This window comes from Nonomuraea candida, assembly GCF_000725485.1.
Taxonomy (GTDB): domain Bacteria; phylum Actinomycetota; class Actinomycetes; order Streptosporangiales; family Streptosporangiaceae; genus Nonomuraea; species Nonomuraea candida.
On the sequence record NZ_JOAG01000004.1, the window covers coordinates 308,086 to 332,548 of the forward strand.

The 24,463-nt window shown below is 70.8% G+C and carries 24 protein-coding genes; 15 read left to right on the plus strand and 9 right to left on the minus strand.

Annotated features, from left to right (window positions below; all coding sequences use genetic code 11):
• The first annotated feature begins 61 nt into the window (after nt 1-61).
• From IO39_RS03255 to IO39_RS03275, 5 genes are all read left to right on the plus strand, one after another.
• Nucleotides 62-679 (plus strand): type 1 glutamine amidotransferase family protein, encoded by a 618-nt coding sequence (locus tag IO39_RS03255; protein ID WP_043615480.1) that lies wholly within the window; start codon nt 62-64, stop codon nt 677-679.
• On the plus strand, nt 676-1,122 hold the full coding sequence (locus IO39_RS03260) for a MarR family winged helix-turn-helix transcriptional regulator (protein WP_043615482.1): 447 nt from the start codon (nt 676-678) through the stop codon (nt 1,120-1,122). Before IO39_RS03255 ends, IO39_RS03260 begins: the two co-directional genes overlap by 4 nt.
• Nucleotides 1,123-1,802: 680 nt before the next feature.
• Nucleotides 1,803-2,033 carry a hypothetical protein gene (locus IO39_RS03265; protein WP_043615485.1) on the plus strand — a complete coding sequence of 77 codons (231 nt, stop codon included), beginning with the start codon at nt 1,803-1,805 and terminating at the stop codon, nt 2,031-2,033.
• 356 nt (nt 2,034-2,389) lie between these two features.
• A complete protein-coding gene (locus tag IO39_RS03270) occupies nt 2,390-2,614 on the plus strand; it encodes a hypothetical protein (RefSeq protein ID WP_043615488.1) in 225 nt (74 codons plus the stop codon).
• Nucleotides 2,615-3,087: 473 nt separating this feature from the next.
• The gene (locus IO39_RS03275; RefSeq protein ID WP_043615491.1) at nt 3,088-3,390 is read left to right on the plus strand and encodes a hypothetical protein; all 303 of its coding nucleotides are present in this window, start codon (nt 3,088-3,090) and stop codon (nt 3,388-3,390) included.
• Between the two features lie 276 nt (nt 3,391-3,666).
• Here IO39_RS03275 and IO39_RS03280 read toward each other — a convergent pair whose 3' ends face one another.
• Entirely contained in the window at nt 3,667-4,200 is a 534-nt protein-coding gene (locus IO39_RS03280; RefSeq protein ID WP_052422386.1) for a C40 family peptidase, read from the minus strand.
• 459 nt (nt 4,201-4,659) lie between these two features.
• Here IO39_RS03280 and IO39_RS03285 point away from each other — a divergent pair, with 459 nt between their 5' ends.
• Nucleotides 4,660-5,001, plus strand: coding sequence for an STAS domain-containing protein (locus IO39_RS03285; protein ID WP_043615494.1), 342 nt, complete (start codon nt 4,660-4,662; stop codon nt 4,999-5,001).
• On the opposite strand, the gene IO39_RS55875 is transcribed toward IO39_RS03285, so the two are convergent.
• The 5 genes from IO39_RS55875 to IO39_RS03310 all read right to left on the minus strand — a co-directional run bounded on the left by IO39_RS55875 (nt 4,925) and on the right by IO39_RS03310 (nt 12,026).
• Complete coding sequence (locus IO39_RS55875) at nt 4,925-7,189, minus strand: terpene synthase family protein (RefSeq protein ID WP_245641780.1); 2,265 nt, start codon at nt 7,187-7,189, stop codon at nt 4,925-4,927. The genes IO39_RS03285 and IO39_RS55875 overlap by 77 nt on opposite strands.
• Nucleotides 7,190-7,199: 10 nt before the next feature.
• The gene (locus tag IO39_RS03295) at nt 7,200-8,573 is read right to left on the minus strand and encodes a family 2B encapsulin nanocompartment shell protein (RefSeq protein ID WP_043615876.1); all 1,374 of its coding nucleotides are present in this window, start codon (nt 8,571-8,573) and stop codon (nt 7,200-7,202) included.
• A 49-nt stretch (nt 8,574-8,622) separates the two neighbouring features.
• Nucleotides 8,623-10,038, minus strand: coding sequence for a family 2B encapsulin nanocompartment shell protein (locus tag IO39_RS03300; protein WP_043615497.1), 1,416 nt, complete (start codon nt 10,036-10,038; stop codon nt 8,623-8,625).
• A 67-nt stretch (nt 10,039-10,105) separates the two neighbouring features.
• Nucleotides 10,106-11,047, minus strand: coding sequence for a 4-hydroxy-3-methylbut-2-enyl diphosphate reductase (locus IO39_RS03305; RefSeq protein WP_084772169.1), 942 nt, complete (start codon nt 11,045-11,047; stop codon nt 10,106-10,108).
• Nucleotides 11,048-11,060: 13 nt separating this feature from the next.
• Complete coding sequence (locus IO39_RS03310; protein WP_169789014.1) at nt 11,061-12,026, minus strand: polyprenyl synthetase family protein; 966 nt, start codon at nt 12,024-12,026, stop codon at nt 11,061-11,063.
• 208 nt (nt 12,027-12,234) lie between these two features.
• On the opposite strand from IO39_RS03310, the gene IO39_RS03315 reads away from it, so the two are divergent.
• Both IO39_RS03315 and ispG read left to right on the plus strand, forming a co-directional pair.
• Nucleotides 12,235-13,983, plus strand: coding sequence for a 1-deoxy-D-xylulose-5-phosphate synthase (locus IO39_RS03315; protein WP_043615504.1), 1,749 nt, complete (start codon nt 12,235-12,237; stop codon nt 13,981-13,983).
• Nucleotides 13,971-15,290 (plus strand): flavodoxin-dependent (E)-4-hydroxy-3-methylbut-2-enyl-diphosphate synthase, encoded by a 1,320-nt coding sequence (gene ispG, locus IO39_RS03320; RefSeq protein ID WP_169789015.1) that lies wholly within the window; start codon nt 13,971-13,973, stop codon nt 15,288-15,290. The genes IO39_RS03315 and ispG overlap by 13 nt, the downstream gene beginning before the upstream one ends.
• A 51-nt stretch (nt 15,291-15,341) precedes the next feature.
• On the opposite strand, the gene IO39_RS03325 is transcribed toward ispG, so the two are convergent.
• Both IO39_RS03325 and IO39_RS03330 read right to left on the minus strand, forming a co-directional pair.
• On the minus strand, nt 15,342-16,715 hold the full coding sequence (locus IO39_RS03325; RefSeq protein ID WP_043615507.1) for a carbohydrate-binding protein: 1,374 nt from the start codon (nt 16,713-16,715) through the stop codon (nt 15,342-15,344).
• An 80-nt stretch (nt 16,716-16,795) separates the two neighbouring features.
• Nucleotides 16,796-17,074, minus strand: a complete 279-nt coding sequence (locus IO39_RS03330) for a hypothetical protein (protein ID WP_043615511.1) — start codon at nt 17,072-17,074, stop codon at nt 16,796-16,798.
• A gap of 90 nt (nt 17,075-17,164) precedes the next feature.
• On the opposite strand from IO39_RS03330, the gene IO39_RS03335 reads away from it, so the two are divergent.
• The 5 genes from IO39_RS03335 to IO39_RS03355 all read left to right on the plus strand — a co-directional run bounded on the left by IO39_RS03335 (nt 17,165) and on the right by IO39_RS03355 (nt 21,374).
• Nucleotides 17,165-18,346: a zinc-dependent alcohol dehydrogenase gene (locus IO39_RS03335; protein WP_043615514.1), complete on the plus strand. Its 1,182-nt coding sequence runs from the start codon at nt 17,165-17,167 to the stop codon at nt 18,344-18,346.
• A gap of 52 nt (nt 18,347-18,398) precedes the next feature.
• The gene (locus IO39_RS03340) at nt 18,399-19,448 is read left to right on the plus strand and encodes an NAD-dependent epimerase/dehydratase family protein (protein WP_043615517.1); all 1,050 of its coding nucleotides are present in this window, start codon (nt 18,399-18,401) and stop codon (nt 19,446-19,448) included.
• Between the two features lie 100 nt (nt 19,449-19,548).
• The gene (locus tag IO39_RS03345) at nt 19,549-20,022 is read left to right on the plus strand and encodes an ATP-binding protein (RefSeq protein ID WP_052422388.1); all 474 of its coding nucleotides are present in this window, start codon (nt 19,549-19,551) and stop codon (nt 20,020-20,022) included.
• 36 nt (nt 20,023-20,058) lie between these two features.
• Nucleotides 20,059-20,958 carry a dihydropteroate synthase gene (gene folP, locus IO39_RS03350; protein ID WP_043615519.1) on the plus strand — a complete coding sequence of 300 codons (900 nt, stop codon included), beginning with the start codon at nt 20,059-20,061 and terminating at the stop codon, nt 20,956-20,958.
• A gap of 14 nt (nt 20,959-20,972) precedes the next feature.
• Nucleotides 20,973-21,374 (plus strand): DnaJ family domain-containing protein, encoded by a 402-nt coding sequence (locus tag IO39_RS03355; protein ID WP_043615524.1) that lies wholly within the window; start codon nt 20,973-20,975, stop codon nt 21,372-21,374.
• 276 nt (nt 21,375-21,650) lie between these two features.
• Here IO39_RS03355 and IO39_RS52210 read toward each other — a convergent pair whose 3' ends face one another.
• Nucleotides 21,651-22,397, minus strand: coding sequence for a GntR family transcriptional regulator (locus IO39_RS52210; RefSeq protein ID WP_169789016.1), 747 nt, complete (start codon nt 22,395-22,397; stop codon nt 21,651-21,653).
• A gap of 190 nt (nt 22,398-22,587) precedes the next feature.
• On the opposite strand from IO39_RS52210, the gene IO39_RS03365 reads away from it, so the two are divergent.
• Together IO39_RS03365 and IO39_RS03370 are read left to right on the plus strand one after the other, a co-directional pair.
• A complete protein-coding gene (locus tag IO39_RS03365; RefSeq protein ID WP_245641781.1) occupies nt 22,588-23,631 on the plus strand; it encodes an adenosylhomocysteinase in 1,044 nt (347 codons plus the stop codon).
• A 2-nt stretch (nt 23,632-23,633) separates the two neighbouring features.
• A complete protein-coding gene (locus tag IO39_RS03370) occupies nt 23,634-24,173 on the plus strand; it encodes an NUDIX hydrolase (protein ID WP_211266875.1) in 540 nt (179 codons plus the stop codon).
• Nucleotides 24,174-24,463 lie beyond the last annotated feature (290 nt).

Genomic DNA, 24,463 nt, shown 5'->3' on the forward strand with positions numbered 1-24,463 from the left:
GTGGCCTATCCTCGCACGGTATTGAGTTGACAATATGCTGTCTAAATGACAAGATACTGTCATGACGAAGACCGTTCACCACGCCGTTTACGACACCCTCGCCGACTGGGAGACCGGTCACGCGACCGCCCACCTCCGCAACGGGCACTACCACCGCGAGCCCGGAGGCTACGAGATCGTCACCGTCGGCCTGACCACCGACCCGATCGTCACCATGGGCGGGCTGCGCATCACCCCCGACCTCGCGCTCGCCGACCTCTCGCCGGCCGACAGCGCGCTGCTCATCCTGCCGGGCGCCGACCTGTGGGACGCGGGGGAGACGCTGGCGCCGTTCGCGCGCAAGGCCGGCGAGTTCCTCGACGCGGGGGTGCCGGTCGCGGCCATCTGCGGCGCCACGGCGGGGCTGGCCAGGGAGGGGCTGCTCGACGAGCGCGACCACACCGGCGCGGTCGCGCAGTATCTGGCCGCGCAGGAGGGATACGCGGGCGGCGCGCGCTACCTCGACCGGGACGCGGTGCTCGACCGCGACCTCATCACGGCCGGCCCGACCGAGCCGGTGGCGTTCGCCAGGGAGATCTTCCGGCGGCTCGACGTCTTCACGCCCGAGGTGCTCGACGCCTGGTTCCGGCTGTTCGCCAGGAGCGACGCCTCCGCCTTCGAGGTGCTGATGGCGGCATGAGCGACAGCGCCGAGCTGCTGTCGGGCTTGGCCCTGGGCGCCTTCCGGCTCAACGGGCAGTTCCTCCAGGTCGCGGAGGGGCTGGCCCGGCCGGTGGGCATGACGGCCGCGTGGTGGCAGGTGCTCGGGGCCGTCCTGCGCGAGCCCCTGCCCGTCGCCGGCGTCGCGCGGGCCATGGGGATGACCCGCCAGGGGGTGCAGCGCGTCGCCGATCTGCTGGTGGAGCGGGGGCTGGCCGAATACCGGCCCAACCCGGCGCACCGGCGCGCCAAGCTGCTGGCGCCCACGACGGCCGGAAGGGAGGCGATCGCCGCGATCGTCCCCGCCCACCAGGCGTTCGCGGACCGGCTGGTGGGGGAGCTGGGGGCGGAGGAGGCCCGGCGGTGCCTGGAGGCGATCCAGCGCCTCACCACGGCCCTCGACCGCCTCACCGACCCCCGATAACCCCTCCTCCTTCACCTCCACTCCCACCTCCACCTCGGACCACCACCTCCACGCTGGGCCCACCTCCGCCTTCATCCACCTCCGCCTTCACCCACCTCCGCCTTCACCCACCTCCGCCTTCACCCACCTCCGCCTTCACCCACCTCCGCGCCTCCGCCCTCCACGCGTCCGCCTCCACTCACCTGCGTCCGCTCCCGCCCTCAGCCCTCAGCCCTCAGCCCTCCCGCCTCCCGGCGGCCAGGGCGCGGGCGGGGGCGTTTTTCGTTGTTCTGACGCCGGGCGTGTCACGGGGCTCGGCGCGGTCGCCGGGGCCGGGAGAGGCCGCCGGCCGTGGCGCCGGGGCCGGGCGGGCAGGCGAGGTAAACACACCGGCACAAGAAGAATTCTCCAAGAGTGGGTCGATCGTTGTCCAAAGAGCGGTGAACGATTACCCGGGTAATGTCTCCCCAGGTCAGAACACCTGTTGAATGCAGGTCACGCGAAGTCTTGTACGGCGCGGTGTCGCGGCGGTCGCGGAAAACCCGACGCCAAAAAATAGAGGCGGCACTTTGACCTAGCCAAGGTCTTCCCGAGTTGCGGTTTTCGTGACTTACCGTGAGGGTTATTCGCGGCACCTCACAGCCCTGCACGAACGACTAAGGCGCCGGAATTCCCGGGCCGCTCCACGGAGGAAAGCAAACATGATCCGTCGTATTCTGGCCGGTGCCGCTATCGCGGCCGCCGCCTTCGGGTTCTCCGCGTCCGCCGCGTCCGCCGACGTCGGCCTGAACCACTCGCTCAACGACGCCGAGATCGAGATCATCAACATCCTCGACGAGGTCAACCTCTCGCTGCTGAACAACAACCAGCCGACCGTGGGCGACCACAACAAGGAGACCAAGATCGAGAACGCCGAGACTCGGGCCGAGTAGATCCGGGGCCGGCCAGGGCGGAAGGGCGTGACGGCCGCGCGCCGGAGCAGGGCCGGCGGCCCGGCGTCCTTCCCGCCCGCGATATGCGAAAGAGCCGGCGGCGGGGATCCGCGAGGTTCATGGAAAGTTTCAGGCGCCATCGATGTGCCAGGTCCGGAGCCGTGCTATACGGAAGCGGGTTTCCTGCCCTCGAAAACCTGACACCAAAGAATCGAGGCGTCTTCTTGACCTCCATGAGGCCTTTTCGGGTTGCAGGCTCCGCCGCCTGCCGCAATTGTTATCTGCGGCACCTCACAGCCCTGCACGAACGACTATGGCGCCGGGAATTCCGCGCCGATCCATGGAGGAAAGCAAACATGATCCGTCGTATTCTGGCCGGTGCCGCTATCGCGGCCGCCGCCTTCGGGTTCTCCGCGTCCGCCGCGTCCGCCGACGTCGGCCAGACCCTGAACGACTTCGAGATCGAGATCCTCAACATCCTCGACGAGGTCAACATCAACGCGCTGAACAACAACCAGCCCGAGGTCGGCAGCCACAACAAGGAGACCAAGATCGAGAACGCCGAGACCGAGGCCGAGTAGGTCCCGGGAGGTGTAGGCAGGGGAGGCGCGGCGGCACCGCACCGCAGCGGGCCGCGTGGCCAACCGCCCTCCTCGCCCCCAGGTGCACGAATGAACTGATCGTGGAGACTCGCGAGGCCACAAGGCGGCTTTCGAGGCATCGGAGCGTTCGGGGGTCGTACGTCTTCAGCGCGACCGGGTGAAGGTCGCCTGAGGACGTGCGCCACACGCTCCCGGGCCTTGCGCCGGGCCGGCCGGGAAATCGTGAGTGACACGGACGCCGATATTCACGGACGCCGATATTCAACGCCGACTTCTCTGGTCGCCGAAATCCAAGTGCCAACGAATCCAAGCGCCTCCTTGACCTCCATGAGGGCATTTTGAGTTTGCTATCTCCGATGTCCCCCACGATCGTGGTCAGCGGCACCTCACAGCTCTGCACGAATGAACACGGCGCGGACAGCACCGCGCCGATCCATGGAGGAAAGCAAATCATGATCCGTCGTATTCTGGCCGGTGCCGCTGTCGCGGCAGCCGCCTTCGGGTTCTCCGCGTCCGCCGCGTCCGCCGACGTCGGCCCCAACCCGAGCAACAAGGGCCAGGCCCTGCTGTCGCAGTGGCAGATCCTCGACGACGTGCTGAACGACGTGCTGAACCACTCGCTCAACGACTTCGAGATCGAGATCATCAACATCCTGGACGAGGTCAACGTCCCGCTGCTGAACAACAACCAGCCGCACGTGGGCGACCACAACAAGGAGACCAAGATCGACAACGGCTCGACCGAGGCCGAGTAGATCCGGTGTCGTCCTGGAGGGCGAAGCGCGGCGGTCCCGCCGATGAGCGGGCCGCGGGCCCGACCGCCCTCCCGCATCCGAGGTGACCGGGAAAACCCGCCGTGGTGACTCGCGAGACCGCGAAAGGTTTTCCCGCCGCCGATGCATTCAGCCGCCGTACGTCCCCCGGCGCGATCCGCGAGGAACGCGCCCGGGGGACGTACGGCTTGCGCGACCGGCAGACGCGAGCCGGCGACGGTCCCGAGGCGGCGTCGCGGCGAGGTCGCCGGCCCGCACTCACATTCCCGGCTCACCGCGCCCGGCCTCCGGGCGGACCACGCCGAGCAGGTCCGGCCTGTTCAGCGAGTCGATCCGCACCAGCGCCCCGGTGGACGGCGCGTGCACCATGCGCTGGTCGTCCACGGCCAGCCCCACGTGCTCCGGCCCCGGCCGCTCCCGGTCGTTGTCGAAGAAGACCAGATCCCCCGGCTCCAGCAGCTCCCGCGGTATCCGGACGCCCGAGCGCCACTGCTCCGTCGTGGTGGTCCCGATCGGCGTCCCGGCCCGCGCGTAGGCGTACTCGGCCAGGCCCGAGCAGTCGAAGCCCTTGGTCCGCGCGCCGCGCCCGATGCCGTACCCGGGGCCGCTCACCCCGCCTCCGCCCCACGAGTAGGGCACCCCGATCATCTCCAGCGCGGCCCTGAGCGCGATCATCCCGGTCGCGGACCTGGCCGCGGTCGCGACGTGGGAGCCCCGTGCTCCCGCCGCGCCCGGCAGGACCCCGCCGGCGACCGCCGGGCTCGCCTGCGCGAGGCACCCGATCGTGCACATCGCCGCTATCGCCTGTCGTGTTCCCTTCTGCTTCATGGCATTCTCAGCGCTCCCGATTCCGGCGCGTCCTGGGGGCATGACCGCCGACCTGTAGGCAGTTGTCTTATCTGCCTGTTTTCACGCCTTCTATCGCGACAAAACGCCATCGAGTCGCGCCGACAATAAGCGGATATTTCGTGCTATTTGCGTCCTCTTGGCCATCCGGATACGAAGCCGGCGCCGTTCGGGAGATCCTCGGCAAGCCCGCCCCGGCCGCGCCCCCACCGGGCATCGCGAGCCGCGGCGGGAGGGTCTCGGGCGAAACGTTCAGGATTGCCCGAAAGATCGGTCATATTCCGACGAAAATTACATAGCCAAACATACTTCGTGTAACCTGGGTTTCGGGTTAATCGCCACCAGGCGGTCATCCCGGTACGAGCAAGACGACCCCCAGAGCGCGTGTTGGGGGGTGCGAGGAGCGTGAGCGTCCAGGAGCGGCTGCTCTACCAGGACCGGCAGCTGTCGATCGTCAGGGCGGCGACGCCGGGAGCGCCGGCCGTGCTGCTGATCGGCGAGATCGACGCCTCCAACAGCCCGGCGCTGGCCGGCACCCTGGCGGGGTGCCGCCAGGGCGCCTACATCGTGGTCGACACGGGCGACCTGACCTTCATCGACGTCTCGGGGCTGCGCGTGCTGGTCATGCCCACGCTGCCGCCCTCACAGAGGTGGATCCGCCTGCACAACGTCACGGCGTACCAGCGGCGGTTGTTGCGCATGATGGGCTGGTTCTACCAGCCCAGGCTCCATCACCCGTCCCCGTAGGGCCGGCGGAGGCGGCCGGGGCGTCCGCCCGCCCGATGAGGGCGGCGGAGGTGCCCAGGCCGCTGGGGCCGCCCAGCCGCCACGGCGGCCGGCGGTGCTGACGCAGCAGCGTCGGCTCGTCGTAGCGGAAGCAGCCGCGGTGCCAGTTGAGGATCCCGGCCAGCCAGTCGTGCAGCTCGCCCACGTACGCCGCCACGTCCGCGCGCGCCGCCGCGTCGAGTCCGAAGTCGTCGCAGACGATCGGCAGCTCGTGGGCGACGATGTGCTCGAACTGCGCCACCCGCGCGGCCTGCAGATCCCTGACGATCTCGACCGCCGCCGGATAGTCGCAGTCGAAGAAGTTCTGCACCACCAGCACGCAGTTGTGCACCTCGCCCTCGAACTCGATCTCCTTCTGGTACGAGAACACGTCGTTGATCAGCAGCCCGGCGTCCATCATCGCGTTCTCCAGCGCCACCACCGGACCGCAGGCGTAGAACTCCGCCGGGATGCCCTTCGAGTGCCGCAACCGGCACAGGTTCATCGTCAGGTCCGAGCCGAAGGTCAGCCGGCGCATCTCCAGATAGTCCACCGGGTCGGGGATGTGGCGGGCGATCTCGTTGCCCAGCTCCCACAACCAGCCCTCGCACATCACCTCGACCGCCCTGCGCAGCCTGCGCCGGTCGGCGAGCGGCATCGGCGCGGCCGTGCGCGCCCACACGTCGGCCAGCCCGCGCTCCAGCGCCGAGGCCGGGGGCGGCGTGGGCGAGCAGTCGAGCGGCATGAACGCCCCGAACCTGGCCACCGTGGCCTTGGCCGCCGCCAGGTTGCGCGTCCTGCCGAAGACGACGGGAAAGTAGTCGTCCCCGTACGTCCCCCACCCCAGCCAGTACGAGGCCAGGTCCAGCTCCTCCGGCGTGGCGTCGGGATGCAGCCCGGCGGCGCACAGCGGCAGGTCCATGTCGATCAGCCGGGCCTCGTCCCACACCGCGGCGGCCCCGCTCGGGGATTCGAGCATGCCCATGGCCGCGCACCAGGCCACGAGGTTGCGCCGGGCGGCGTCCAGGTGGGGCGAGAGCCGCAGCGCGTACGGCACGTGCAGCTCGGGGATCAGCGACGGCCCCACCCGCCGGTACGGCTCGTGCGAGAAGTTCCGCAGCCGCTTGGCGCCCAGCAGGTCGACCAGCGACGACATGCCCAGCGGCCGGGTGGCCCGCGCCCGCTGGTTCATGTACCGGCTGGAGCGCATGTGCCACTCGTGCCCGCCCGACTGCCAGTCCTGCAGCCCCTTGACGTAGGTCAGCACGGCGGCGGCACTGAGCGGGTCGATGGCGTGCTCCACGAACAGGGGCCCCAGCTCGGCGACGGCGGTGTGCTCGAACTGCTGCAGCCGCGAGGTCAGCAGGTCGTTGACGGCGTTCGCGGCCTCCTGGGTGCCGCAGCCGAGGAACTTCTCCAGCACCAGCACGCCGTTGCTCAGCTCGCCCTCGTCGCCGACCTCCCGCTGGTAGGAGAACAGGTCGTTGCGCAGGTGCACGGCGTCGGAGAAGGCGTCGCGCAGCACCCGCATCGGCCGCGTGGCCGCGATGCGCGCCGGCACCTCGGCCCGCACCGCGTGCTCGACCAGCCCGGCCGACCAGGGCGCGCCGCCGACCTTGCGGCGCATCTCGATGTACTCCACCGGGTTGGCCACCCGGCCCCTGTTGATGTTGGCCAGCTCCCACAACGACTCGTCGAGCAGGTTGCGCGTGCTCTCGGCGAAGCGCGCCCGCCAGTCGAGCGACATGCCGGGCACCGTCCGGGGCCACAGGTCGGCCAGGCCCGCCTCCACGGGGTTGGCCGGCTCGGGCACGGTCAGGTCGGCGCCCATCGGCATGAAACGGGCCAGCCGGGCCAGGTACTCCTTGCCGCCGGCCAGGTCGCCGGTGCGCTTGAAGACCTCCAGGAAGTGGTCGTCGAAGAAGAAGACCCACACGTACCAGTCGGTGATCAGGCTCAGCTCGGCGCCGTCGCAGTCGGGATGGGTGTAGGCGCACATCAGCGGATAGTCGTGGGCGTCGAGGTCGGCCTCCTCCCAGACGCCGGAGCCTTCGAGCATGCCCATGTCGCGCGCCCACTGTCTGGAGTGCACCCGGGCCACGTCCAGATGGGGGTTGAGCCGGGCCGGGTACGGCAGGTAGAAGTCCGGCAGTTCGAACGGCTGGGACATCGTCCCTCCTTCACGTGTGTACCTCGACGTTCTCCAGCACGCCGAGCGCGTCCGGCACCAGCACCGCGACCGAGTAGTGGGCGCTGACCACGTAGCAGGCGACGGCCCGGGCGTCGATGCCGGTGAACTTCACGTTGAGGCCCGGCTCGCGCTCGCCGGGCAGGCCGGTCTGGTGCAGGCCGACGACCCCCGCGTCCGCCTCGCCGGTGCGCAGGACGAGGATCGAGCTGGTGCCCTCGCGGGTGACCGGGATCTTGTCGCAGGGCAGGATGGGCACGCCCCGCCACGCGGTCAGGCGGGAGCCGTCGATCTCGGTGCTGCCGGGGTAGACGCCCCTGGCGCTGCACTCCCGGTGGAAGGCGGCGATGGCCAGCGGATGGGCCAGGAAGAAGCGGGACTTCTTGCGGCGGCACAGCAGCTCGTCGAGGTCGTCGGGGCCCGGCGGGCCGACGCGGGGCTGGATGCGCTGCCCGAGGTCGGCCTGGTGCAGCAGCCCGAAGTCGCGGTTGCCGATCAGCTCGCGCTCCTGCGACTCGCGCACCGCCTCGACGGTCAGCCGGAGCTGCTCCTCCTTCTGCTCCATGGGCTGGTTGAACAGGTCGGACACCCGGGTGTGCACGCGCAGCACGGTCTGCGACACGCTCAGCTCGTACTCGCGCGGGCCCGGGTCGTAGTCGGCGAACGTGCCGGGCAGCACGGGCTCGCCCCGGTGCCCGGCGGCGGTGACGATCGCGGCCTCGCCCCATTTGTTCCGGGGCGCGGCCTTGAGCGCGCGATGGCGGCCGAGCGCGGCCCGCAGCGCGGGCGACCGGCCGGCCACCGCGTGGAACCGCGCCCACGGCAGGGCCAGCACCGTGCACGGGGTCCGAGCCTCCAGGGTGAAGTCCCACACCTCGCCGGCGGCGGGCGGGTCACAGCCCGCGTGGTCGCCGCCGGCCAGGATGCCGAGCAGCACGGGGTCGCCGTACGAGCCGGCCTTGACCTGCGCGGCCCTGCCGCGGGCGAGGAGGACCAGCTCGTCCGCCGGTCGCCCGGCCCGGACGATGGGCTCGCCGCGGGCGAACTCCCGCTGCTCGAACAGCCCCGCGAGGAGGTCGAGCACGCGGTCGTCGCGGAGCCCGCGCAGCGGCGGCAACTCGGCCAGGCTCGGCGGGATCACCCGGAGCCGGGCGCCGGTGTTGGCGAAGCTCACCCGGCCGCCGCCGACCTCGTACGTGAGCCGCCGGTTCACCCGGTAGACCGCGCCCGCGACGTCGACCCACGGCAGCGCCCGCAACAACCAGCGGGGAGACAGCTCCCGCGTCTGCGGCCGGGTCTTGGTCGTCGTGGCGAGCAGGCGCGCCGCCTCGGCGCCGAGGCTCAGCGGGTCGGACTCCGCTGACATGAACACCACCCATCACTGAGGGCCGGAAGGAGGGGGAAGGGGACGGGTCTCAGCCGTTGTGGCCGAGCTCGACGTCCTCCAGCACGCCGAGCGCGTCGGGCACCAGGACGGCGGCCGAGTAGTAGGCGCTGACCAGGTAGGAGATGACGGCCTTCTCGTTGATGCTCATGAAGCGCACCGACAGGCTCGGCTGGTACTCGTCGGGGATGCCGGTCTGGTGCAGGCCGACGACGCCCTGGTTCTCCTGTCCGGTGCGCATCAGCAGGAACGACGTCGTCCGCGTGGCCGAGACCGGGATCTTGTTGCACGGGAAGATCGGCACGCCCCGCCAGGCCGGCACCCGGTGGCCGCCCACCTCGCTCGACTGCGGGTAGATGCCGCGCTTGCTGCACTCCCTGCCGAAGGCGGCGATGGCCTGCGGGTGGGCCAGGAAGAACGAGGGCTCCTTCCACACCTTCGCCAGCAGGTCGTCGAGGTCGTCGGGGGTGGGCGGGCCGGAGCGGGTGCGGATGCGCTGGCTGAAGTCGGCGTTGTGCAGCAGGCCGAACTCCTTGTTGTTGATCAGCTCCTGCTCCTGGCGCTCGCGCAGGGCCTCGACCGTGAGGCGGAGCTGCTGGTCGAGCTGGTTCATCGGCTGGTTGTACAGGTCGGAGACGCGGCTGTGGACGCGCAGGACCGTCTGGGCGACGCTCAGCTCGTACTCGCGCGGGCTCTGCTCGTAGTCCACGAACGTGCCGGGCAGCTCGGCCTCGCCGACGTGGCCGGCCGACATGTCGATCGCGGCCTCGCCATAGTCGTTCTGGGCGCGGTCGCCGCTGGTGCGCCAGGACTCGATGTGCTCGCGCAGCCCGGGGGCCTGCCCGGCGATCTCCTCGAAGTCCTGCCGGGAGAGGGTGAGCACGGTGGTGGCCGTCTTGGCGCGCGCGGTGTACTCGTGCCGGCCGCCCTGGACCAGGGTCTGCTCGCCCAGATAGTCGCCGTCGGCCAGCACGCCGAGGCTCTGCGCGTCGCCGTACGAGCCGCGGCCGATCTTGGCCACCCGGCCGTGCGCGATCAGCACGAGCCGGTTCACCTCGCTGCCCTCGGCGAAGATCTCCTCGTCCGCCTCCACCTCGCGCTGGGTGAACCGGCCGGCCAGCGCCTCGAGCACCTCCATGTCGTCGAAGCCGCGCAGCATCGGCAGCTCCGTCAGCTCGGCCGGGATGACCCGCACCTCCGATCCGGTGGCGCTGAAGGTGATGCGGCCGTCGCCGAGCGTGTACGTCAGCCGCCGGTTCACCCGGAACACGCCGCCCGAGCACTGGACCCACGGCAGCAGCCGCAGCAGCCAGCGGGAGGTGATCTCCTGCATCTGCGGCGGCGTCTTCGTGGTCGTCGCGAGCTGCCTGGCGGCATCGGTGCTGAGGCTGAGCTGCCCGTTGCCGCCGGTGTTGTCAGGCAGGGCGGAGTGCGTCGGTTCGGTCATCGTTGGTGCACCACCAATCTCGGTGTGGGGCGTCGTTGGGACGTCGGATCGGGTCTCAATGTGGGGGTCAGCGGGGCCGGCGGCCGGAGCGGAGTTCGACCGGGAGCGAGAAGGTCAGCCTCTCCTCGGTCAGGGTCACCGGCTCCACGTCGGCGTATCCGCGGGTGGCGAGCCAGTCGAGTAAGTCGGCGACCAGCCGCTCGGGCACGGACGCGCCGGAGCTCACCCCGACGGTCCGCACGCCGTCAAGCCAGCCCTCGTCGGCGTCGCGGGCCCGGTCGACCAGGTGGGCGGCGGGCGCGCCCGCGTTCAGCGCGACCTCCACCAGCCGCCGGGAGTTGGAGGAGTTGGCCGAGCCGACGACGATGACCAGCTCGCACCGGGGCGCGATGGCGGCGACCGCCTCCTGCCGGTTCTGGCTGGCGTAGCAGATGTCGTCGCTGGGCGGGTCGGCCAGGCCGGGGTAGCGCTCGCGCAGCTCGGCCACGGCCCGCATGGTCTCGTCCACGGACAGCGTGGTCTGCGACAACCAGCTCACCGGGCCGGCGCCGGCGGCGGTCGCCTCGCCCGGCCGGGCGGGATCGACGACGTGGATGTGCCCGGGGGCCTCGCCGAGCGTGCCCTCGACCTCCTCGTGCTCGGCGTGGCCGATGAGCACGATCTCGTGGCCTGCCTCGGCCAGCCGCACGGCCTCCTTGTGGACCTTGGTGACCAGCGGGCAGGTGGCGTCGATCGTGCGCAGCCCGCGCCGCCGCGCCGCCTCCTTCACCGCGGGCGAGACGCCGTGGGCGGAGAAGATGACCAGCGCGCCGTCGGGGACCTCGTCGAGCTCCTCGACGAAGACCGCGCCGCGCCGGGTCAGGTCGTCGACCACGAACGTGTTGTGGACGATCTGTTTACGCACGTAGACCGGTGGCCCGAAGCGCCTCAGCGCCTCCTCCACCGTGATGATCGCGCGTTCGACGCCCGCGCAGTAGCCGCGCGGGGCAGCGAGAAGCACCCGTCCCATGCTGGGGAACCCCTTACTTGACGCGGTGCGCCAGCTGGTCGGCCATCAGAGCCAGCGCGCCCGCGGCGTCCGGCTTGATCTGCGCGCGGGTCAGGGCCGCCATGGCGTCGCGCACGCGCTCCTCGATCATGGTCTCGACCTTGGCCAGCGCGCCGGTGTCGACGAGGATCTGGCGCACCTCGGCGGCGCGCTCCTCGGTCAGGGCCGGGTTGCCGTGCCAGGCGCGCAGATGGTCGCGCTGGGCGGGGGAGGCGTGCTGCACGGCGAGGGCGTACATGACGGTCTGCTTGCCCTCGCGGAGGTCGTCCAGCGCCGACTTGCCGGTCTCGGCCGACGAGCCGAACGTGCCGAGCACGTCGTCGCGGAGCTGGAACGCCTCGCCCAGCGGCACGCCGAAGCCGGAGTAGGCGTCCAGCAGCTCCGTCGGGGCGCCGGCCAGCGCGCCCCCGATCTGCAACGGCCGTTCGACGGTGTACTTGGCGCTCTTGTAGCGGATCACCGTCAGGGCCTCGGCCTCGGTCGCGCCCGAGCGGAGCTGGGCCAGGACGTCGAGGTACTGGCCGCTGATCACCTCGGTGCGCATGGCGTCGAACAGGTGGTGCGCCGCCCGCAGCCGCGACGCCTCCACCCCGCACGACGACAGCATCGCGTCGGACCAGGCCAGGCTGAGCGTGCCGAGCAGGATGCCGCCCGCCCGCCCGAACGCCTCGGCGCCCGGCCCGGTGTGCAGGTCGGCCAGGCTCTTGTGCACCGTGGAGTGGCCGCGGCGCAGCTCGCTGCCGTCCATGATGTCGTCGTGGATGAGCAGGCCGGCGTGGCACAGCTCAAGAGCGGCGGCGGCGGTGATGATCTCCTCGCAGTCCTCGCCGCCGGCGCCGCGCCAGCCCCAGTAACACAGTTGCGGCCGCACCCGCTTGCCGCCGGTGAGGATGAAATCGGTCAGCAGGCCGTAGGCGGCCTCCACGCCCGGGTCGCGCACGGGGGTGCGCCAGCTATCCAGGAAACCGCTCAGACACTGATCAATTCGTGGACCAAGGGGTTGCTGAGTGAAGCTCACCGGCATACGCACGGCTCCTTCGGTTCAGACGGTCACTACCCCTAGTTACTCATTGAATACGGAGCGTGTAAAGTAGCTTTTGTGACCCGACCTTTCTTTTGGTCACACCAGTCCCACTGCTGGGGATGCCATGAAGACCCTGCTGCCCTACGTGTCCACCCCCGATGACCTGCGGGCACTGCCCGCCGAGCTGCTCCCCGGGCTGGCCGCGGAGATCCGCGACTTCCTGATCGACAAGGTGAGCGCCCGGGGCGGGCACCTGGGCTCCAACCTCGGCATCGTGGAGCTGACGATCGCGCTGCACCGGGTGTTCCGCTCGCCCGACGACGTGATCGTGTTCGACACCGGACACCAGGCATACGTGCACAAGATCCTCACCGGCCGGCGCGCGGCCTTCGACGGGCTGCGCCTGCGGGGCGGCCTGAGCGGCTATCCCAGCAGGCAGGAGTCGGCGCACGACCACCTCGACAGCTCCCACGCCTCCACCGCGCTGGCCTACGCCGACGGCATGGCCAAGGCCCGCGCGATCACCGGTGACACGGCGCGCGCCGTGGTCGCGGTGGTCGGCGACGGCGCGCTGACCGGCGGCGTGGCCTGGGAGGCGCTCAACAACCTGGGGGCGGCCCGGCACCGGCCGGTCATCGTCGTGCTCAACGACAACGGCCGCTCCTACGCCCCCACCGTGGGCGGGTGCGCCGACCATCTCGGCCGGCTGCGCGCCGCCCCGGGCATCTCCGTCTTCGAGAGCCTCGGCCTGCGCTACCTCGGCCCGGTGGACGGGCACGACATCGCGGCGCTGGAGCGGGCCATGCACGCGGCGCGCGAGCTGCGGGCGCCGGTCGTGATCCACTGCCTGACCCGCAAGGGCCACGGCTACGGGCCCGCCGAGCGGGACCTCGACGAGCACCTGCACGCCATCCCGGCCAGTGACCCGGCGACCGGGCGGCCCCTGGCGCCGGCCGCCGGCACCTGGACCCACGCCTTCTCCCGCCACCTGTGCGCGCTGGGCGAGCGCCGCCACGACCTGGTCGCCATCACCGCGGCCATGCCGGGCCCGACCGGGCTGGCCGAGTTCGGCCGGCGCTTCCCCGGCCGCATGTTCGACGTCGGCATCGCCGAGCAGCACGCCATGGTCTCGGCCGCCGGCCTGGCCATGAGCGGCCTGCACCCCGTGGTCGCGCTCTACGCCACGTTCCTGGGCCGCGCCATCGACCAGGTGCTGATGGACATCGCGCTGCACCGGCTGCCGGTGACCCTGGTGCTCGACCGGGCCGGGATCACCGGCCCCGACGGGCCCAGCCACCACGGCATGTGGGACCTGGCGGCGCTGTCGGTCGTGCCCGGCATGCGGGTGGCCGCCCCGCGTGACGTGGTGCGGCTGTCGGAGCTGCTGGAGGAGGCCGTGGAGCACGACGGCCCGACGGCCCTGCGCTTCCCCAAGGCGGTGGCCGAGGCGGAGATCCCGCCCGCGGGCGGCGACGGCGACGTGGACGTGCTGTCCGCCGGCGGCGACGACGTGCTGGTCGTGGCCGTCGGGCCGATGGCGGGGCCGTGCCTGCGGGCCGCCGCGATGTTGTCGGTCACGGGCCTCGGCGTCACCGTGGTCGATCCGCGCTGGGTCATCCCGGTCTCCCCGGGCCTGCGCCGGGCGATGTGCGGCAGCCGGCTGGTCGTCACGGTCGAGGACGGCATCGCCGCCTCGGGCGCGGGCGCGCTGGTGCGGCAGGTCTGCGCGCCGGGACAACACGTGCTCAACCTCGGCCTGCCGTGCGCGTTCCTCGGCCAGGGCAGCAGGTCCGAGCTGCTGGCCGAGGCCGGGCTGACCGGCCAGGGCATCGCGTACGCCATCAGAAAGGAGCTGAACAGGTGGCCGCTGTAAGTCTCGGTCTTCCGTCCGTCCGCCGTCGCCGGCGCGTTTCGCGGCAGGTCATGGTGGGTGAGGTGCCGGTCGGCGGCGACGCGCCGGTCTCGGTGCAGTCGATGACCACCACGGTCACGGCCGACGTCGACGCCACGCTCCAGCAGATCGCCGAGCTGACCGCGGCCGGCTGCCAGATCGTGCGGGTGGCCGTGCCGTCGCAGGACGACGCCGACGCGCTGCCCGCCATCGCGCGGCGCTCCCAGATCCCCGTCATCGCCGACATCCACTTCCAGCCGAAATACGTCTTCGCCGCCATCGACGCCGGCTGCGCGGGGGTGCGCGTCAATCCCGGCAACATCAGGAAATTTGACGACAAGGTGGGCGAGATCGCGCGGGCGGCGGCCGAGGCCGGGGTGCCGATCCGCATCGGCGTCAACGCCGGCTCGCTCGACCCCCGGCTGCTGGCCGAGCACGGCAGGGCCACGCCGCGGGCGCTGGTCGAGTCGGCGCTGTGGGAGTGCTCGCTGTTCGAGGAGCACGGGTTCACCGACCTCAAGATCTCGGTCAAGCACCACGACCCGCAGGTGATGGTGGCCGCCTACCGGCTGCTGGCCGAGAGCTGCGCCTACCCGCTGCACCTGGGCGTGACCGAGGCGGGGCCGCTCATGCAGGGCACGATCAAGTCGGCGGTGGCCTTCGGGGTGCTGCTCGACGAGGGGATCGGCGACACGATCCGGGTGTCGCTGTCCGCGCCGCCGGTCGAGGAGGTCAAGGTCGGCATCGGCATCCTGGAGTCGCTCGGCCTGCGGGAGCGGCGGCTGGAGATCGTCTCCTGCCCGTCGTGCGGGCGGGCCCAGGTGGACGTCTACACGCTGACCGATCGGGTGACGGCCGCGCTCGACGGGTTCCCGCATCCGCTGCGGGTGGCGGTCATGGGCTGCGTGGTGAACGGGCCGGGTGAGGCGCGCGAGGCCGACCTGGGCGTGGCGGCGGGCAACGGCAAGGGCCAGATCTTCGTCAGGGGCGAGGTGGTCGCGACCGTGCCGGAGTCGCGCATCGTGGAGACGCTGGTGGCGGAGGCGCTGCGCCTCGCCGAGGAGGGCGGGCCGTCGAGCGGGGAGCGGGAGGAGGCCCTGCCCGGGGAGCGGGAGCTGCTGTCCGGGGAGCGGGAGGCCCTGCCCGGGCAGCGGGAGGCCCTGTCCGGGGAGCGGGAGGTGCTGCCCGAGGAACGGGAGTCCCGGGCCGGAGAGCAGGAGTCCCAGGCCGGGGAGCGGGAGTCCCGGGCCGGGGAGGGGGCTCGCCGGCCCGGGGGTCCTTCTTTCTAGAACTCGGGGCTTGTCCTTCCGGGAGGCATTACCTCTTCCTGACGGTGGCTCCTAGACCCGCTGCCACAGGGCGGGGACGTTCGGCGGCTCCCAGCCCGGCTGCGAGGTGTGGCCCTGCAGGCACCGGTACGTCGCGCCCCCGTAGGTGACGGTGGCGCCCGCCGCGTACGTCGTGTTCGGCGCCCACGTGCCGCCCGGCTGGGTCGGCGTGATGGTCGGCGAGGGGCCGCCGTTCTGGGTGACGAGGGTCAGCCCGTAGGTCGACAGGATCTCGTTGACCGGCTGGAAGTACGTCGTGCCGCCCGAGCTGCAGTTGCCCGAGCCGCCCGAGGTGACGCCCTGGGCCTGGTCGCCGGAGATGAACGAGCCGCCCGAGTCGCCGGGCTCGGCGCAGACGCTGGTCCTGGTCACGCCGCTGACCGTGCCCTGCGGGTAGGTGACGCTGGTGTTGAGCTGCTGCACCGCGCCGCAGCGCCACTGCGTGGTGGAGCCGGAGCGGCAGATCGAGGCGCCCGGCTGGGCGACGGTCGAGCCGCGCACCGGCAGGATGCCGGCGCTGTAGCCGTTCACCACGCCGACCGGGGTCCACTGGGAGTTGACCTCGACCCAGGCGTAGTCGTTGCCGGGGAAGGACGAGCCGCGGAAGGTGCCCTGGGCCACCCGGTTGTAGCCTGTGGTGCCGGCGCCCGTGCTGCCGCAGTGCCCGGCGGTCACGAAGCCGCCCTGCGAGCCGGGCCGCGACACCGAGAAGCCGACCGAGCAGCGCGAGCCCGAGCCGATGTAGTAGGCGTCGCCGCCGCGCACGTCGTACAGCGGCTCCGGCTTCTCGTCCGAGCGCACCACGCGGACGGCCGAGGTGTCGGCGCCGCTGGCCCGGACCCAGGCGGCCGCCTTGGACGGGGTGGAGGACAGGACGACCACGGTGTTCTCGACGACGTCCACGTACCAGACGGGCGCGGTCCGCGGGGCCTTGGCCGCCGCCTGGTCGAGGGCGGCCTTGACCCGGTCGAGCTGGTCGAACGAGCGGGTGACCACCTTGGCCCGCACGCCCGCGGCCGTCAGGGCGGCCGTCTTCGAGGCGTCGGTGGTGGCGGCGACCGGGGTGGAGGTGGGGCCGGTGACCCAGGTGCCGGCGTACGACGGGCCGAGCAGCGCCTTGAGCCGGGGCTCGACGCCGGCCGCCGCGGCCTCGTTCACCAGCCGCTCGGCGGCCTGCTCGCCGGTGACGCCCAGGTCGCGGGCGAGCGCGTCGACCAGGCCGGGAGGGGGGTCGGCGGTGACGGACGCGCTCGCCCTGGCCGCCTCGAACAGGGTCGCGGCCGGGGTGTCGTCGCGGGCCCCGTGCGCGGCGAACGCGACGGCGGGAACGGTGATCAGGGTGACGGCCAGCGCGAGGCCGGCCGTCAGGGTCTTTCTGGGGAGCATCGGGGAACTCTCCTCGTACTGGGGGGTGTCGCTAACGTACGAGACCCGATACGAGGAGTGGTCGTATCAAAAGTGCCCTATCACGGTGTTATGGCGGACCGCTCCTGGCCAGCGAGTTGCCCGTCGGCGAGCTCGAACGTCATGCCGTGGCTGCTGGACACCGTGATCACCCGTCGTTGGAGCAGGGCGCTCACCCGGTGCGCGACCTCCTGGAAGTTGCGCTGGTTGCCGGGGGTGTCCACGGCGGCCAGGCGTAGGGAGCCCTTTTCGAGCAGCTCCCTGGCGAGCCAGTCCGTCATCGCGGGCAGGAAGCGGGCCAGTTCGTCGGGCGTGAGCGGGGTGGGCTCTCTGCGTTCCATGCGGCGAAGTCTAGGCGAGGGGATGGAGGCCGTTTGGAGATCTATGTGGGGGTATGCGGCCCTTGTGCCCCCGGCTTGGAGGAGACCACCATGAAGGCAGTCACCTGGCACGGCAAGCGCGACGTACGGGTCGAGGAGGTGCCCGACCCGGCCGTCAAGGAGCCCAACGACGCGGTCATCAGGGTCACCAGCAGCGGGATCTGCGGCTCCGACCTGCACCTGTACGAGGTGCTCGGGCCGTTCATGGCCGAAGGCGACATCCTCGGCCACGAGCCCATGGGCGTCGTCGAGGAGGTCGGCGCCGCCGTGGACGGCCTGCGGCCCGGCGACCGCGTGGTCATCCCGTTCAACATCTCCTGCGGCCACTGCCACATGTGCGGCATGGAGCTGTACGCCCAGTGCGAGACCACCCAGGTGCGCGAGCAGGGCATGGGCGCCGCCCTGTTCGGCTACACCAAGCTGTACGGCCAGGTGCCCGGCGGGCAGGCCGAGTACCTGCGGGTGCCCGAGGCGCAGTTCGGCCCGATCAAGGTCCCAGAAGGACCGCCGGACGAGCGCTTCGTCTACCTGTCCGACGTGCTGCCCACCTCCTGGCAGGCCGTCGCGTACGCGGAGATCCCCGACGGCGGCAGCGTGGCCGTCTTCGGGCTCGGCCCCATCGGCCAGATGTGCGCCCGGATCGCCCGCCACCTCGGCCACCGCGTGATCGGCGTGGACGGCATCACCACCCGCCTGGAGCTGGCCCGCCGCCACGGCATCGAGGTCATCGACGCCAGTGAGGTGAGCGACGTGCCCGAGGAGATCAGGCAGCGCACCGCCGGGCGCGGCACCGACTCCGTCATCGACGCCGTCGGCATGGAGGCCCACGGCTCGCCCGCCGCCAAGCTCACCCAGACGCTCACCGGGCTGCTGCCCGACCGGCTGGCCGCGCCGCTGATGTCGAACGCCGGCGTGGACCGCCTGGCCGCGCTCAACCAGGCCATCGACTCGGTCAGGCGCGGCGGCGTCATCTCCGTCACCGGCGTCTACGGCGGCATGACCGACCCGATGCCCATGCTGCGCATGTTCGACAAGGGCATCACGCTGCGGATGGGACAGGCCCACGTCAAACGGTGGGTCCCGATGCTGATGCCGCTGCTGACCGACGACTCCGACCCGCTCGGCGTGATGGACCTGACCACGCACCGGATGCCGCTGGAGCAGGCGCCGCAGGCGTACGAGATGTTCCAGAAGAAGGCCGACGGGGCGGTGAAGATTCTGCTTCAGCCGTGAGACGGCAGCTCACTGTGGTTTCGCGGCCCGGTGGACGGGCAGCGGAGCACGCATGAGAGTCGTCGTGGTGGGAGCCACCGGGAATGTCGGCACCAGCGTGGTGCGCGCACTGGCCGCGGACGCGGACGTGACCTCGATCGTCGGGGTCGCCCGCCGGCTGCCCGGCTGGCGCGCCGACCGCACCGACTGGCGGCAGGCCGACGTGGCGACCGGCGACCTGACCCGGATCTTCGACGGCGCCGACGCCGTGGTGCACCTCGCGTGGTTGTTCCAGCCCACCAGGGACCCCGCGACCACCTGGCGGGCCAACGTGCTCGGCAGCATGCGCGTCTTCCGCGCCGCGGCCGAGGCGGGCGTGCCGGCGCTGATCCACGCCTCGTCCGTGGGGGCGTACTCGCCGGGGCCCAAGGACCGGCCGGTCGACGAGAGCTGGCCCACCCACGGTTGGCCGGGGGCGGCTTACGGCAGGGAGAAGGCGTACGTCGAGCGGGTGCTCGACGTCTTCGAGCACGACCACCCGAACATCCGGGTGGTGCGCATGCGGCCCGGCTTCATCTTCCAGCGGGCGGCCGCGACCGAGCAGCGCCGGCTGTTCGGCGGGCCGTTCGTGCCGCGCCGGTTGATCAAGGCCGGGCGGGTGCCGTTCGTGCCCGACATTCCGGGGCTGCGGATGCAGGTGCTGCACGCCGAGGACGCGGCCGAGGCGTACCGGCTGGCCGTCACCCGGCCGGTGCGGGGCGCGTTCAACATCGCCGCCGAGCCCCCGCTCGACGCGCACGACCTGGCGGCGCTGCTCGGCGCCCGCACGGTGCCGGTCTCGCAGGGGCTGGCCAGGGCGGCCGTGGCGGCGGGCTGGCACCTGCGGCTCGTGCCGGCCGCGCCGGGGCTGCTGGAGCTGGCCCTGCGCATTCCGCTGATGAAGACGGAGCGGGCCAGGGAGGTGCTCGGCTGGCGGCCGAAGCACTCCGCCCAGGACGCCGTGCGCGAACTGTTCGACGGGCTGTACGACGGCGCGGGCATGGACACCGCGCCGCTCGCCCCGGACGGCGGCCCCGTCGCCCGGGTACGTGAACTCGCCACCGGCGTCGGCAGACGCCCTTAGACGAAACGAAGGCGTGTAAATCTCACATGCCAGGGAAGAGGAACAACCATCGCGAGGTCCTGAAGCGCGGCCCGGGTGTCGGAGAGACACGGAGGGCCGCATGCGTACGTTGATCGTCCAGACGTTCACCCTCGAAGACGTCAGCGCGTTGCGTCACGAGGTGGCCGAGCAGGCCGCGCACTGCGGGCTCAAGGGCCCCCGTCTCGACGACTTCGTGCTCGCCGTGCACGAGAGCGTGGTCAACGCGGTCGAGCACGCGGGCGGACAGGGACGCCTCAAACTGTGGACGGTCGACGGAGTCATCCGCGCCGAGACCACCGACCAGGGCGGCGGCATCCCGCCCCCCTACGTCAACGGCGGCAGCCGGCCCTCCGACGAGTCCTACACCGGCCGGGGGATCTACCTGATCAGGCGGCTGTGCGACGGGGCCGACTTCCGCACCGGAGTCCGCGGCACCACCGTGCTGCTCACCATGCGGTTACCGCGTCCGCAGGACTCGGAGGCCCGTACGCACATGCGGCGGATCAGGGTCTCGGCGCCGGGAGGGCGGCCGTTCGGCGGCTTCACCGCCTGATATCGGGGCCGCTGACCTGCCGGGTAGGCTCGACGTGTGAGCGGCCAGCAGCTTTCCCCCGAGATCATCTCCCCGGTCCGGCGTCTGGGGCGGCGGGAGTTCGACTTCGAGCGCCAGGTCGCCGTCATGGCCATCGTCAACAGGACGCCCAACTCCTTCCACGACCAGGGCCGCACGTTCGAGCTCGACAGCGCGGTCGCGGCCGCCACGAAGGCCGTGGCCGACGGGGCCGACTGGGTCGACATCGGCGGCTTCGCCTTCAGCGCCGCCCAGGCGCAGATCGGCGTGGCCGAGGAGATCGACCGGGTGGCCCCGGTGATCGCCCGGGTCCGGGCCGCCACCGACGCCGTGATCTCGGTCGACACCCACCGGCCCGAGGTCGCCAGGGCCGCCGTCGAGGCCGGGGCCGACGTCATCAACGACACCAACGGCCTGCGCGAGCCCGGCCTGGCCGAGGTCGCCGCCGAGACCGGCGCCGGCGTGGTGGTCACCCACAGCCTCGGGGGCCCCGGCCGCCGCGTCTTCCGGCCCAGCTACGCCGACGTCGTCACCGAGGTGGCGGACTTCCTGCGCGAACGGGTCGCCTTCGCGCTGAAGGCCGGCATCGCCCCCGACAAGATCATCATCGATCCCGGGCACGACCTGAACAAGAACACCTTCCACTCCCTGGAGCTGACCCGCCGGCTGGAGGAGATCACCGCGATCGGCTACCCGACGCTGGTGGCGCTGTCCAACAAGGACTTCATCGGGGAGACGATCGACCGGCCCCAGGGGGAGCGCAAGGAGGGCACGATCGCCGTCAACGTGCTCTCCATCCTCAAGGGCGCCCGCATCCTGCGCGTGCACGACGTGGCCGCCACGGTCGCGTCCGTGCGCATGACCGAGGCCGTGCTCGGCTGGCGCGGCCCGGTCGCACCCAGTCACAACCTCGCGTGAGGAGGCCCCGTACGTTGACCGCGCGCAAACCCCTGGGAATGCCCTTCGAGAGCTGGATCGACCGGCAGATCCGGGAGGCGGAGGAGCGCGGCGAGTTCGACGACCTGCCGGGCAAGGGCAAGCCGCTGCCCGGCGAGGGCCGTCCGCTCGACGAGATGTGGTGGATCAAGCAGAAGATCGAGAGCGAGGGGCTGTCCATGCCCCTGCCGCCGACGCTGGCGCTGCGCAAGGACGCCGAGGAGGCGCTGCGCGAGGCGCGGGGCGCCGAGTCCGAGGCGGAGGCGCGGCGCATCGTCGAGGACATCAACCGGCGCATCCGCGAGGCCATCCGCACCGGCCTGCCGGGACCCCCGCTCAACCTGATGCCCTTCGACGCCGACGAGATCATCTCCGAGTGGCGCCGCTCCCGCCGGTAGCCGTTTCACGGGCATGGAAGAGGCGCTACGCGCCCTGCGATGACTCAGGCTCTGCTTCCCAGGGGGCTGCCGCCCCCTTCGACCCCCCCAAAACCCGCTCGCTCCGCTCGCTATCCCCCACCCGAATCCCATTCGTCGGCCTGACCGTTGGCAATCCCCGGGCCAACATGCGGACTTTCCTAAGAGGAGGGCAAGGACCCTTTCGGAGACAGGAGCATCGGCCGGGCTGGGGACCGGCGAGCCTGGGCCCCTGACGAGTCAGTTGGCGGGCGGGTGTCAACGAGTGATCGGGTATCGAACCTCGAACCGGCTCGCATCGCGGCGGGTGACGTTCGCTTCCACGATTCGTCCTTCGGCTCTACCGGCAGTGGCGATGGTGACACGAGTAATGCACAGAACGGGCACCCCTGGCGCGAGACTGAGCAAGCGGGATTCCTCGACAGTGGCAGGTCTGGCCGTGATGAAGCCCTCCCAGTCGAGCGGGCCCCATCCAAGTTCCCCTTCCATGCGGTCGTAGATGCCGCCAGGTCCGGTATCCGGCTCGGCCAATACCGTTCCGGCAGCCAGGTCGGCAGGCAGGTAGGAGGTGGCGAGTTGCACTACGTGACCGGTTTCGGGGTCGCCCATGACGCGGTCGCGGATGACGACGGGGTCGCCGCTCTGAAGACCCAGCAGTGGGACCACATCCAGAGGGCAAGGCCCTTGGGTCACGGTAGGTGGCTGCACAGGCCTGAGGTCTTGCACCGCCTGGCTGAAGTAGTAGCCCAGCTCATCGCGATAGACACGGGTGTCCAAGGTAAGAGGCTGTCGTTCCGGTTGCTCTCGCACCGTGGTTCCGCCCTTGCGTACCGGCGAGACGAGGCCCTCGGTGGTGAGCTGGGCGACCGCACGTCGGATGGTGGTTCGGCTGCAGGCAAACTGCTGCTCTAATTCGTCTTCTTTCGGGATTTTGCTACCGGGCGGATAGCTGCCTTCGGTGATGGCTTCCCGCAGGGCTTGAGCGACTTCCTGCCAACGTGCCATGAGTCCTCCTTCGGTACGCGCCATTACATCATTATCTATTGATGGTAAGTCCATCCCTGGAGGACACTCCGGATTAGGTAACTACCTATTCTGGAGGGGGACAGTGCTAGAGGACTTCGAGCGAGGGCGAGTCGCAGCATTCTTCCGCCGAGTCGCTGACTCCATCCCCGTCAGCGACCGGCCTTCAAGTTTGGCCATCACGCACCTGCTTGCTGAACGACCGGCATTCCTGGAGGGAGTCGCCCGCCTGTCCGACATCGCGGCCGTGCTGCCCAAGCCACGGTCCATCAACAAGGCCGTCCTGAGCGAGATCCGCGCCATGCTGCAGGTGGATGATCTCAACCGCGACCAGCTCGCCGATCCCGAATCCGCCCTGGCATACGTCGAGTCTCGGGCGGCCGGCAAGAACCTGGTGCTTCTTGATGTCGGCGGATACTTCGCCCCTGCGCTGGAGCGCCTGCACGCTCATTTCAGCGGCCGTCTGCTCGGCGTGGTAGAGGACACCGAGAACGGCCATCAGCGCTACGCCGATCTGGGCAAGTTGCCCTGCCCGGTCTTCAGCGTCGCCCGTTCGCCGCTGAAGGATCCCGAGGACTACCTGGTCGGCCAGTCCGTCGTATTCTCCACCGAAGCCCTCGTGCGGAGCCGCGACGATATCCTCAACGGTCGGCTGGCCTGTGTCATCGGGTACGGCAAGCTCGGACGGAGCATCGCCGCCATGTTGCACGCCAAGCACGTGGGCGTCACCGTCTACGACACCGACCCCGTCCGCCGGGTTCAGGCACTCGCTCAGGGCTACCGGGCAGCCACCACACTGGCAGAGGCCTTGGCGGGGGCGGGGGTCGTAATCTGCGCCACGGGAAACTTCGCCCTACGAGAGGACGATTTCTCCAGAGTGTCCAACGGCGCCTATATCGCATCGGTCACCAGCAGCGACGACGAGATGGAGCTGGCGGCGCTCGACGGCCTGTATGTACGTACGCAGATCGGGCCGAGCGTCACCCGGTATGCCCGTACTGGGCATTACTTCTACGTCCTGGCGGGTGGCAACGCGGTCAACTTCTTGCATGGCGCGTCGGTCGGTACGTTCATCCTGCTGGTGCAGGCGGAGATCCTTGCTGCTCTGGCGCTCCTGGCAAGTAACGAGCACGATCCGGGCATGTGGGAGGTTCCGCGAGAAGTCCGGAAGTCGATTGCGGCCACCTGGCTCAGCTACTTTCATGGAGGGTCATGACAGTGACGCGTGAGGAGATCCGCTCTGTACTGGAGCGCTATCTCGCCGCCCATCCCGACCGGGACTCCGATGTCCTTCCGCTGGCCGAAGCGCTCGACACGCCGCACGATGTGACCTCGCGTACCACCTACCCGCTGCACGTCACGTGCAGCTCTGCCGCCATCGACGCCACCGGCCGGGTCCTGATGATCCATCATCGGGCGCTGAACCGGTGGCTGCTGCCGGGCGGCCACGTCGAGCCCGGGGACCGCTCTCTCTATGGCGCGGCGCTGCGGGAGCTGGAAGAGGAGACGGCCATTCCCTGGCAGCACGCCGTCTCACCACCGACCCATGACGTCATCCCGGTGGACATCGACGTCCACGAGATTCCCGCCAACGCCGCCAAACAGGAGCCGGCTCACCTGCACGCCGACTTCCGGTTCGCCTTCTGGGCCAAGGACAGTGAGATCTCGATCCAGCCGGACGAGGTGATCGCCTTCGCCTGGCGCCCGCCCGCCGATCTGCCGACTCCGAGACTTGCGGCCGGCGTCGCCGCAGTCTGACGTCGGCCAGGTCCCTGCGGCTTGGTCCCCTGCACGGTGCTGCCTCGCCACGCACATGGTGCACGTGCGGCGTAGCGGTGGTGCGCCACTGAAGGGTCAGCGGGCGTCTCCCTGGAAGGTCGTCAGCCAGGTGCGACGACTGGGGTGACCACCGCACTGCCGTAAAGGAACCAGGGTGGGACGGGGCGGTGGGCGGAAAGGCCCCCGCGAGGGAGGTCTTACGGCGGGAAGGGGTCCCGGGCAGGTGCTCGGGACCCCTTCGGGGGCTGAGGGGCCCGGGTCAGGCGGGT